The 11325-nt window shown below is 70.1% G+C and carries 8 protein-coding genes; 7 read left to right on the top strand and 1 reads right to left on the bottom strand.

Features of this window, described 5'->3' with window-relative positions; all coding sequences use genetic code 11:
• Positions 1–2 precede the first annotated feature (2 nt).
• From ACWDVW_RS02365 to ACWDVW_RS02335, 7 genes are all read left to right on the top strand, one after another.
• A complete protein-coding gene (locus tag ACWDVW_RS02365; protein ID WP_449943765.1) occupies positions 3–1556 on the top strand; it encodes a B12-binding domain-containing radical SAM protein in 1554 nt (517 codons plus the stop codon).
• A gap of 14 nt (positions 1557–1570) precedes the next feature.
• Complete coding sequence (locus tag ACWDVW_RS02360) at positions 1571–3145, top strand: cobalamin-dependent protein (RefSeq protein WP_449943762.1); 1575 nt, start codon at positions 1571–1573, stop codon at positions 3143–3145.
• A 10-nt stretch (positions 3146–3155) separates the two neighbouring features.
• Positions 3156–4412, top strand: a complete 1257-nt coding sequence (locus tag ACWDVW_RS02355) for an MFS transporter (protein WP_449943760.1) — start codon at positions 3156–3158, stop codon at positions 4410–4412.
• 65 nt (positions 4413–4477) lie between these two features.
• Positions 4478–6706 (top strand): GNAT family N-acetyltransferase, encoded by a 2229-nt coding sequence (locus ACWDVW_RS02350; RefSeq protein ID WP_449943757.1) that lies wholly within the window; start codon positions 4478–4480, stop codon positions 6704–6706.
• Positions 6707–6766: 60 nt separating this feature from the next.
• Positions 6767–8083, top strand: a complete 1317-nt coding sequence (lysA, locus tag ACWDVW_RS02345; protein ID WP_449943754.1) for a diaminopimelate decarboxylase — start codon at positions 6767–6769, stop codon at positions 8081–8083.
• Complete coding sequence (locus tag ACWDVW_RS02340) at positions 8083–9270, top strand: GNAT family N-acetyltransferase (protein WP_449943752.1); 1188 nt, start codon at positions 8083–8085, stop codon at positions 9268–9270. Before lysA ends, ACWDVW_RS02340 begins: the two co-directional genes overlap by 1 nt.
• A gap of 3 nt (positions 9271–9273) precedes the next feature.
• Positions 9274–10257: an aldo/keto reductase gene (locus tag ACWDVW_RS02335; protein WP_449943750.1), complete on the top strand. Its 984-nt coding sequence runs from the start codon at positions 9274–9276 to the stop codon at positions 10255–10257.
• Positions 10258–10321: 64 nt separating this feature from the next.
• On the opposite strand, the gene ACWDVW_RS02330 is transcribed toward ACWDVW_RS02335, so the two are convergent.
• Entirely contained in the window at positions 10322–11233 is a 912-nt protein-coding gene (locus tag ACWDVW_RS02330) for a hydroxymethylglutaryl-CoA lyase (protein WP_449944185.1), read from the bottom strand.
• Positions 11234–11325 lie beyond the last annotated feature (92 nt).

The raw sequence follows: 11325 nt of genomic DNA, 5'->3' as shown, positions 1-11325 counted from the left end.
CCATGAAGGTCAATCTCTACTACGCTCCCTACCCCTCGCAGATCTTCCAGGGCGAGAGCGAGCCGATCAACACCGAGCGGCCGCACAACCCGAAGAGCGCACTGACCACGATCGCCGCCGGGCTGCGGGCGTACGCGCCGCACTTCGGCTACTCCTGCGACATCGAGATCGTCGATCTCCAGCTCGGCGGGCAGCGGGTGAAGTACAAGTCGCTCCCGTACGGCCCGCGGATCATGGACTGCTACCGGTACGGCACCCCGTTCGAGGAGGCCGACGAGAAGATCCGCGCGGCGGACGTGCACGGCATCACCTGCAACTTCACCAACAGCGCGCAGATCGTGGCCGACCTGGCGCTGCACATCAAGCGGATCAATCCCAAGGCGATCGTCGTGGTGGGCGGCGTCGACTGCACCGCCCGCCCGCAGTACTACCTGGCCCGGGGTGCCGACGCGGTGGTGCGCGGGGAGGGCGAGCTGACCTTCGCCCGGCTGGTGGACGCGGTCTACCGCAAGCGGGACCTGTCCACGGTGCCGAACATCTCGCTGCCGGGCCGACTGATCCCCAGCAAGGTCGACTCGTCCGAGACCGTGCCGATGGACTCGATCGAGCCGATGGCGCTGGACCTCATCCCCGACCTGTCCATCTACGACGACACCGCCGAGGGTCCGCCGCCGGAGGGCGTGCAGGGCAACTTCATCTGCTGGGAGACGTCCCGAGGATGCGCATGGCGGTGCTCGTTCTGCACCGCGCCGTCGCGGGGCGGCTACCGCTACATGAGCCTGCCGATGATGGAGAAGCACCTCCGGGTCTTCCAGGAGTACGGCATCAAGACGATCGTCTGGCAGGAGGACAACCCGCTCTCCCGGATCCAGCAGAACGGCGCCGGCCGCTACCTGTACGACTCCGGACGCGAGGACGTCCTCGCCATGTTCCGGATGTTCCGGGAGTACGGCTTCGCCTGGGAGTTCGCCAACGGCATCGAGTTCGGCAAGTTCATGCAGAACGGCAGCTTCGACCACGAACTCGCCGACGCGCTGCTGGGCAGCGAGACGGTCGACGGCCGGTGGATCGGCTGCTACCGGGTGCAGATCCCGCTGGACAACATGAACGTCAAGAAGCGCCGGTTCCCCAAGCTGCTCGGCTTCGACGAGCAGGTGAACGTGCTGGCCACCATGCTCACCGACCACGGCGTCGGCCACCAGACGTACGACCTGTTCATCGGTTACCCGGAGCACGACCGCGAGGGCATCGACATCTTCACCGACTACTGCATGCGGTTGAAGGAGGAGCTGACCTCGGTCGGACAGGGCAAGTACAAGCCGTACTTCAACGTGTTCAACCTGTCGCTGCTGCCGGGTGCCCGTGACTGGGTCACGCTGCGCTCGCTGCTCCAGTTCGACATCGACGAGAACCCCGAGGTGATCGGGATCTTCCTGTCGGCCATCAACACCGATCACTTCACCTACTGGGACATCTATCAGAAGCGTCTCGAAATGACGAACATGCTCAACGACCGCGAGATGCACCGTCTCTACGACGGCATCTACGCGGGTTGACGGGAGGTCCGGCCATGCGCGTCACCCTCTTCTACGCCCCGTACCCGGGGCAGTCGTTCCGGGACGAGGGCACCACGATCAGCCCGGTTCGGGTACGCAATCCCAAGAGCGCTCTCGTCACGTTGGCCGCCGGAGCACGGGCCTACCTGCGGGAATGGGGTGTCGACGCGGAGTTCCGGATCGTCGACACCCAGGTCGACGCCGGTGAGCCCGAGCACTACGCCTCGTTCGCGTACGGGCCCCGCACCATCGACTGCATCCGCTACGGCGGCGCCTTCGAGAACTACGCCGACGAGGCCCAAGCCGCCGACGTCATCGGCATCTCGAACAACTTCACCAACTCGGCCCGGGTGGTGACCGACTTCGCCAAGTACCTCAAGAAGGTCAATCCCGATGCGCTGGTCGTGGGCGGCGGGATGGACGTCACCGCCCGGCCCGAGTGGTACCTCGCCAACGGCTTCGACGTGGTGATCCAGCTCGAAGGCGAGCAGACCTTCGCCCGGGTGATCCAGGCCCGGGCCACCGGCAAGCCGATCGAGAAGTCGGTGCTGAGCCGCCGGATCGGCGACGGCATCGTCATCATGGGCGGCCCCCAGCTCAACCTGGCCGAACTGCCGCCGATGGCACTGGACCTGATCGACGACCTGTCCATCTATGACGACACCGGCGAGGGCCAGCCGCCGATGACGGTACGGGCGCCGTTCACCTGCTTCGAGACCTCGCGCGGCTGTTACCGGACCTGCTCGTTCTGCGCGACCCCGATGCGCGGACACTACCGCTACATGAAGCCGGACGTGGTGCGTCGGCACTTCGACCACTTCCGGTTGGTCGGCATCTCGAACATCCTCTTCCAGGAGGACAACACGCTCTCCCGGATCCAGCGGTCCGGCCGGGGCACGCTGCTGCACGACTCCGGCCGCGAGGACACGCTGGAGATCTTCCGGATCGCCCGGGAGTACGAGTTCTCCTGGGAGTTCGCCAACGGGCTCGAATTCGGCAAGTTCCTGGACCTGGGCGAGGTGGACCGGGAACTGATGGAGACGCTGTTCTGGAACGACACCAGCGGCGACCGGTGGGTCGGTTGTTATCGGGTCCAGATCCCGTTGGAATACCTCGGTGACGAGCCCACCCAGAAGTTCCGTAAGCTGCGTCCGTTCCAGGAGCAGATGCGGATCATCACGTCCATGCTGGACCTGGGCGTCCGATATCTGACGTTCAACATGCTGATCGGGCACGACGACGATGACCAATCGATGATCGACATGTATCTGGACCGGTGCCTCGAACTCAAGGACCGGCTGGTCGAGGCCAGTCCCGAGGCGACCAACTACTTCAACGTGTTCAACCGGACGCTGCTGCCCGGCACCGCCGACTTCCGGAAGAAGGCGGACCGGCTCGCCTTCGACATCGAACAGAACCCGGAGGTGATCAGCGTCTACCTCTCGCCGATGCCGTCCAAGCACCTGTCGTACTACGAGTTGTTCGAGCAGCGGCTCCGGCTCACCGAGGCGCTGAACGGGTCGCTGATCGACCAGTACGACGGGATCTACCGGCCGAGGGCCGGTGCCGACGCCACCCCGGTGGCCTGATTGGACGCCTGTGTCGCTGGTTGACGCCGTCGGGCGGTACGTCGAACTCTGGCGTACCCCCGGCGTACCCCGGGTGATGCTGCCCGCGATGCTCGCCCGGCTGCCGGTGGCGATCGAGCCACTCGCGATCTTTCTGCACGTCAGTGAGAAGACGGGGTCCTACTCGGCTGGCGCGACCGCGCTCGCCCTGTTCTCCGGTGCCCTGGCGGTCGCCTGGCCGGTACACGGCCGGCTGATCGACCGTCACGGGCTGCGCCGGGTGCTGCCGGTGCTGGCGTTGCTGCACGCGGTGGCACTGGTCGGGTTCGTCGCCGCGAACCAGGGGCCCGGCTGGATGTTGATCTCGTCCGTGGTGCCGGTGGCGCTCACCATGGCACCGGTCGGCTCGACCGTCCGGGCGGCCTGGGCCCTGATCCTGCCGCCCGGGCCGAAGCTGAACACCGCCAACGCCCTGGAAGCGGTGCTGATCGAGGTGTTCTTCGTGATCGGGCCGGCGGCGACCGGCCTGTTCACCGGTGTCTTCAGCGCGCTGGCCACCACCCTGCTGGCCGGCGGCATGCTGGTGGTCGGCTCGCTGCTCTACGCCAGCGCCCCGGCCGTCGCCACGCTGCGCAAGCCGGACGGGTCGGCGGAGTCCGACGCGACGACCGGCGACGACCCCGGGCGTACCCGACGGCCGTGGCGGATCCCCGGCGTGGTGGCGATCCTGGTCGCCGCCGGTGCCGCCGCCGCGGCCTTCGCCGTCCTGGAGGTCGCGGTGCCGGCCACCGTGGCGGCGCTGGGCAGCACGGCGGCCACCGGCGTGGCGCTGCTGTCACTACCTCCGGCGGCCAGCGTCCTCGGCGGGCTGGTCTACGGCGCCCGGCAGCACACCCGCCGACCGGTGCACCGCTACCTCGTGCTGCTGGCGGTGGCGCTGGCCTGCATGGTCCCGCTGGTCTTCGCCACCTCGATCCCGGTGCTCGCGGTCTGCCTGTTCCTCGCCGGCCTGCCGTTGGCGGCGCTCAGCGCCGAGGAGTTCGGGTTGCTCGGCACGCTGGTGCCCAAGACGGTGATCAACGAGTCGTTCGCGCTGGCCGCGACGATGATGGCGGTCGGCAGTGCGGTGGGCACCCTGGTGGCCGGTGCGGTCCTGGGTTGGTTCGGCCCCGCCGAGGCCCGTCTGCTGTCGCCGGTGGCCGCGCTCGTCGCGCTCGCGGCCATCTTGTGGGTGCGGGATACGCTGAGTCGCGTCGATGCCCCGGCCAGCGTCGGCAGCGCATCGTGACCGGCTGAGCTACCAGTCGCCGGGCACCACCGGGCCGGAATCCGCAGCAGCAGCGAGGGGGACGCGTGTCTGGTTTCGGGGGGAGCGACTACTACGGCGTCCGCAGGTGGGAGATGTCCACCGAGGACGCGCTCGACCGGGCCTGGGTCGGTGTCGACGACGTCGACCTGGTGATCGTCACCGATCCGGCCCGGGACCGGTGGGCGGATCTGACGGCGTCAGGTTTCCGACTCAAGCCACGCTGGGTGACCTGGGGACGGCGTACCCCGGAGCGGACGACGGACTTCCTGGCCGCCCTGCCGAAGGCGGAACGGCAGAACGTCCGCCACGCACTGCGGTACGTCGAGTCGGCGGGGCTCGACGTCGAGGTGCACGACCGGATCGACCCGGACCTGTTCGGCGAGTTCCTCACCGTCTACGACGCGCAGATCGCCACCATGCCGTACGGCCTGCCGGCGGCGCACGCGGTCGCCGCCACCGAGGCCGCGCTCGCCGACTTCGTGCTGGTCACCGCCCGGTCCGCCGGTGAGCTGGTCGGCGCCGTGATGTGCCGCGTCACGCCCGAGGCGCTGCGGGTCGCCTACTCGGCCGCCCGGCCGCAGGCCCGACGCGGGATGATCAGCCGCGCGCTCTACGTGGCCGCGTTCGAGGAGAGCGCCCGACGCGGCCTCCCGTGGATCTCGCTCGGCACCGACCCGACCCTGTACGGCCACATCGCGCAGGCGGGGCTGTTCAGCTTCAAGAGCCGCCTCGGGTTCGTACCGGTCCCGCTGCACCACCTCGACCCGGACGACGACGGCTGCGACGAGGCCGAGTTGGTGCTGCGCACCGACCGGCTCGCCGATCCGGTGCTGAGCCTCTGCTACGCCCGACCGCCCGACCGGGCGGCCACCTGGGCGGACCCGCTGCCGATGCGGCTGGACGTGCTGAGCCCCGCCGACGGGCTGGACCTGCGTCCCTACCGGGCGTCGTTCGTGACCGAGATGGTCGCGGCGCCCCCGCACGGCGTTCCCGGCCACGGCGTCGACACCGTCGTCGCCGACACCGACGAGACCATCGTGATCGTCGACCCGTTCTCCACCGGCGCGCTCCTGGCGCCCGAGTTCGCCCGGCACGGTCGGCGCTGCGTGGCCGTCCTCACCGGCACGATCAACGAGCGCTACGCCGCCGGGCTCCGCCGGGAGCAGTTCGTCGACGTGCTGACCGCGGCCGGCGACGATGCGGCGGCGGTCCGGCAGCTCGCCGACCGGCTCGCCCCGATGCGACCGGGCCACGTGATCCCGGGCTGCGAGTGGGGCGTCGACCTGGCCGACGACCTCGCCGCCGAGCTGGGGCTGCCGGGCAACTCCCGGACCGAGGACCGCCCCCGGCGGCAGAAGCCGGCGATGATGGCCGCCGCCGCCCGCGCCGACCTGCGGGTGCCGCTCGGCACCCAGGTCCGCAGCATCGAGGAGCTCGACGACTGGCTGGCCGCCACACGGGTGCTCCCAGTCGTGGTCAAGCCCGCCGCCAGCGCCGGTTCCGAAGGGGTCCACTTCTGCGCGGACGGCACCGAGGCCCGCTCGGCGGCGGGCAAACTGCTCGGCTCGGCCAACGCGATGGCCCAGGTCAACGACTCGCTGCTAGTGCAGGAGCAGTTGGTCGGCCAGCAGTACTTCGTCAACAGCGTGAGCCTCGACGGTCGGCACCACGTCCACGAGATCTGGCGCGACGACCGGATCTTCGTCGACGGGCGGCCGGTGTACGACCGGCAGGTCCTGCTGGACGGCGCGGGTGAGATCCAGGACCAGGTCCGCGTCTTCGTCGAACGGGTGCTGGACGCGCTCGGCGTGCACGACGGCCCGGCACACACCGAACTCTTCGTCGACGACCGGGGACCGGTGCTGATCGAGTCCGGTGCCCGCCTCGAAGGAGGCGTCACGCCGGACGGGCCGGCGCAGGCGACCGGGGAGAGCCAGCTCTCGCTGACCGTCGAGCGGTACGCCGCACCGGAACGCTTCCGCCGCCGTCTCGGCGCCGGATACCGCCGCCACCGCGCCCTGATGGTGGTCTGCCTGGTCGCCCCGTACGACGGTCTGATCGCCGACGGTGCCGCCGACCGCCTGGCCGAGATCCCCTCGGTGCTGTGCGGGTCGGCGTTGAATCTGCTGCCGGACACGCCGGTGCACCGGACCGTCGACCTGTTCACCTCGCCCGGCCATCTCTATCTGATCGCCGACGACCCGAGCCGTTTGGAGGAGGATTACCAGCGTATTCGTGCCCTCGAACAGGACCGCCTCTACAAGCACAGGTAGGGGCCGATCTTCGTTGAGTGGACGGATATCCTGTGCGCTGATCTCCTGAATGAGGAACAGATGGACGAGTTCACCTATCGCGACGGCACGCTGCACTGTGAAGGGGTCCCGCTGACCTCGGTGGCCGAGCGTTTCGGCACACCCACCTACGTCTATTCGGCGAGCACCCTGATCGATCACTACCGTCGCTTCGCGAAGGCGTTCGACGCGGTCAACCCGCTGGTCTGTTTCTCGGCGAAGGCGCTGAGCAACGTGCACCTGCTCCGGCTGCTCGGTCGGGAGGGCGCCGGTGTCGACGCGGTCAGCGGCGGCGAACTGCACCGGGCGATGCTGGCGGGCGTCGACCCGGAGCGCACCGTGCTCGCCGGGGTCGGCAAGTCGGAGGCCGAGCTGCGCGAGGCGGTCGTCCGCAACATCCGCTGCATCAACGTCGAGTCCGAGGCCGAGGTGGAGCTGCTGTCCCGCATCGCCCGGCAGGAGGGCCGACGTCCCCGGCTGGCGATCCGGGTCAACCCGGACGTGGCACCGGACGAGCGGACCCCGGCACGGACGACCACCGGCACGCGGGGCGGCAAGTTCGGCGTGGACATCGACCGTGCCGCCGCGCTGTTCGCGCAGGCCGCCGCCGACGAGGCGCTGCGCATCGAGGGCTTCCACGTTCACCTGGGCAGCCCGATCTTCGACCCGCAGGTGTACGCCACCGCCCTCGACCGGCTGATGGCCCTGGTGGCCCAGCTCGAACAGGCCGGGCACCGCATCACCACGCTGAACCTGGGCGGTGGTTTCCCCGCCGAGTACGTCGACCGCACCGCGCCGAGCTGGGACGACTTCGCCGAGGCGATCATTCCCCGGCTGACCGGGTTCGCCCGCCTCGGCGGTCAGGTGATCTTCGAGCCGGGTCGGACCATCGCCGCCAACGCCGGTGTCCTGGTCAGCACCGTCCGTTACCTGAAGCAGGCCGGTGAGCGGCAGCTCGTGGTGCTCGACGCGGGCATGACGCACCTGGCCCGGGCCGCGATGTACGACAGCTACCACTTCATGTGGCCGGTCCAGCCCCCGGCGGACGCCACCCCGGTCTCCCGGGACGTGTCCGGCCTGGCCGGGCTGACCTCCTACGACGTGGTGGGGCCGATCTGCGAGTCCAGCGACTACCTGGCGCGAGGTCGTTCGCTGCCCGAGCTGGAGCCCGGCGAGCACTTCGCGATCTTCACCGCCGGGGCGTACGGCATGACGATGACCAGCAACTACAACAGTCAGCAGCGGCCCGCCGAGGTGCTGGTGCACGGCGACCAGGTGACGTTGATCCGCCGCCGGGAGACCTACGACGACCTGGTGGCCCTGGAACTGTTCGACGACGGCGACAGCCAGGGGAGTTGATGGACGACCTGTCGGTCACCACCCGACGTTCGGTCACCGAGATCGGCGAGGACGTGTGGAACGGCCTCGCCGCCGGTGACGGCTTCTACCTCGGCTATCCGTGGGTGGCCTGGGCGGAGACCGACAGGTCGTTCGACACCACCTACCTGGTGGTGCAGGACGCGGCCGGCACCACGCTGGCGGCGGTCGCCACCTACCTCTGGCACGGCGCGAGCGTGCCGTCGATGAACCTGGCCTACAGCCCGAGTCACATGGCCGAGGAGAACCTCGGGCGGTCGCTGTCGCCCGAGGAGCACGCGGCCTTCCTGCCGGTGCTGCTGGTGGGCTCGCGGGCCGGCTACCACGGCGCGGTGGCGATCGCCGACGACCTCACCGACGACCGGCGGGACGCCGTGCTGACCGCCCTCTTCACCGAGGTGGAGACGCTGGCCGCGCGGCTCGGCGCGGCCAGCGTCGCGCTGCTCTACACACCGGTGGGAAACGTCGCCGCGTACCAGGCCGCGTGGACGCGGGCGGTCGGCCCGGACGGTCCGCCGCCGGTGGCCGCGCCGCTGTCGGCCGAGGCGGTGCTGCCGGTGCACGTCGGCGAGGGCTCCGCCGGTGCGGCCGGACGCCGCGAGTGGCGACGGGAACGCCGCCGGTACGAGGCCATCGTGGACCGGGTCGAGACGGTGCCGCTCTCCGCCTGCGTGGACGTGATCGCCCCGCTGCTCGGCGCGACCCAGCGCAAGTACGGCGGCCCCGACACGGACGCCGACATGCACGCGTACTTCGCCTCGCAGGTGCCCGCGCTCGACGCGTACAGCCACGTGCTCCTGGAGTACGCGGGCGACACCGTGGTCGGGTTCAGCCTCAACTACCTGTGGCCCGACGGGGTGTACGTCCGTGCCGCCGGGTTCGCCGAGGGGGCGGCGCCCTACTCGTACTTCAACCTCAGCATGTACCAGCCACGGGAGCTGGCAGCGGAACGCGGCCTGGGCCTGGTGCACCTCGGTGCCGGCACGTACGGCGCCAAACGCGCGCGGGGTGCCGAACCGCGCTGGACGGCCGGTCTGGTCCGACCGCCGGTCGGCGTCTCCGCCGAGATCGTGCGTTCCTTCGCGTCGCCCGGCTCGGACCATCAGCAGGCGGTACGCGTGTGGGGCGACGGCACACCCCCTCAACCCCCTCGGGCACCGGAGAGGTGACACATGCGCTACCGCAGGTTCGGCCGACTGGGCTGGCAGGTCAGTGAGGTCTCGTACGGCATGTGGGGCGTCGGCGGCGGTCTGCACGGCTGGACCGGCGTCGAGGACGACGAGAAGATCGCCGCTCTCCAGCGGGCCGTGGACCTGGGCTGCAACTTCTTCGACACGGCCTGGGTGTACGGACGCGGGCACAGCGAGCGGGTGCTGGGCGAGTTGGTACGCGCCAACCCGGACACCCGGCTGTACGTCGCCACCAAGGTGCCGCCGAAGGACATGCGCTGGCCGTCGACCCGCGAGTCCACGCTGGACGACGTCTTCCCGCCGGAGCACATCGAGGAGTACGTCCACACGAGTCTCGGCAACCTCGGCCTGGACACCATCGACCTGTTGCAGTTGCACGTCTGGGAGGACTCCTGGGCGGACGACCCGCGCTGGCAGCGGACCCTCACCGGGCTGCGTGAGCAGGGCCTGATCGGCGGCATCGGCATCTCGGTGAACCGCTGGGAGTCCTGGAACGGCGTACGGGCGCTGGCCACCGGGCTGGTCGACGCGGTCCAGGTGATCTACAACATCTTCGACCAGGCTCCCGAGGACGACCTCTTCCCGGCGGCGGCGGAGCACGACGTGGCGGTCATCGCCCGGGTGCCGTTCGACGAGGGCACGTTGACGGGCACGTTGACGACGGAGACGACCTGGCCGGAGGGGGACTGGCGCAACTCGTACTTCGTGCCGGAGAACCTCGCCGCCAGCGTCGCCCGGGCCGAGGAACTGCGCAAGGACCTGCCGACCGGGATGCCGATGCCGGAGGCGGCGCTGCGGTTCATCCTCGCCGAACCCCGGGTCGCCACCGTCATCCCCGGGATGCGCCGGGTCGCCCACGTCGACCGCAACCTCGCGGTGAGCGACGGGCAGCCGCTCGACCCGGCGCTGCTGGAGACCCTGCGCGGACACCGCTGGTCACGCCAGCCGACCTGGTGGTCCCAGTAGCCGAGCCCGCCGACACCGGGCCCGGCCTGGTCGGCACCGGCCGGGCCGGGTCAGGACGGCCGGGTCAGGACGGGGACGGGGTCAGCCGGGTACGCGGCCCGGCGCGCAGCACGGCGGAGGGCAGGCGTCGACCGGTCAGCTTCTCGGCCAGCTCGGCCACCTCGATCAGGGCGTCCAGGTCGATGCCGGTCTCGATGCCCATGTCGTGCAGCATGTGCACCGCCTCCTCGGTGGCCAGGTTGCCGCTGGCACCGGGCGCGTAGGGGCAGCCGCCCAGCCCACCCACGCTGGCGTCGAACTCGGTGACACCCAGTTCCAGGGCGGTCAGCAGGTTGGCCAGCGCGGTGCCCCGGGTGTTGTGGAAGTGCAGCAGCACCGGCACGTCCGCGTTGCGGTCGCGTACGGCGGTGAGTAGGTCGCGGACCCGTCGGGGCGTACCCATGCCGGTGGTGTCGCCGAACGCGACGCGGTCGGCGCCGTCGCGGACCACGCGGTCGACGATGGCGGCGACGCGGGCCGGGTCGACGTCCCCCTCGTAGGGGCAGCCGAAGCTGGTCGCGATGATCACCTCGGCGGTGGCTCCGGCCTGGTGCAGCAGGTCGATCAGCTCGGCGATGTCGTCCAACGACTCGTCGGTGCCCCGGTTGACGTTGCGGCGGTTGTGCGTGTCGCTGGCCGAGACGACCACCTCGATCTCGGTGAAGCCGGCGGCCAGGGCGCGCTGCGCACCCTTCGAGTTGGGCACCAGAGCCGAGTAGCGCACCCCGTCGACCTTCGCCGCCCGCTGCCACACCTCGTCGGCGTCGGCCATCTGCGGGATCGCCCGGGGGTGCACGAACGACACCGCCTCGATCCGCCGTACGCCGGTGCGGGAGAGCGCGTCGAGCAGCCGCACCTTGGCCTCGGTCGGGATCGGGTCCTCGTTCTGCAACCCGTCGCGCGGTCCGACCTCGCGGATGGACACGGACTTCGGCAGCTCCGCCATCACGGCATCACCTCACTGTGACACTCACTTGTCGCTGACTGTCCAAGTGTGTCACGTCGGGCGGTGACCGCAACGGTCCCGAG

The sequence above is a fragment of the Micromonospora sp. NPDC003241 genome, assembly GCF_053589795.1.
This window is presented reverse-complemented; position numbering and strand designations above follow the sequence as displayed.

Bases quoted from the DNA above. Each gene is read 5' to 3' on its own strand.
- ACWDVW_RS02340 (WP_449943752.1), top strand. From the start codon at position 8,083: ATGGACGACCTGTCGGTCACCACCCGACGTTCGGTCACCGAGATCGGC.
- ACWDVW_RS02335 (WP_449943750.1), top strand. From the start codon at position 9,274: ATGCGCTACCGCAGGTTCGGCCGACTGGGCTGGCAGGTCAGTGAGGTC.
- lysA (WP_449943754.1), top strand. From the start codon at position 6,767: ATGGACGAGTTCACCTATCGCGACGGCACGCTGCACTGTGAAGGGGTC.
- ACWDVW_RS02360 (WP_449943762.1), top strand. From the start codon at position 1,571: ATGCGCGTCACCCTCTTCTACGCCCCGTACCCGGGGCAGTCGTTCCGG.
- ACWDVW_RS02365 (WP_449943765.1), top strand. From the start codon at position 3: ATGAAGGTCAATCTCTACTACGCTCCCTACCCCTCGCAGATCTTCCAG.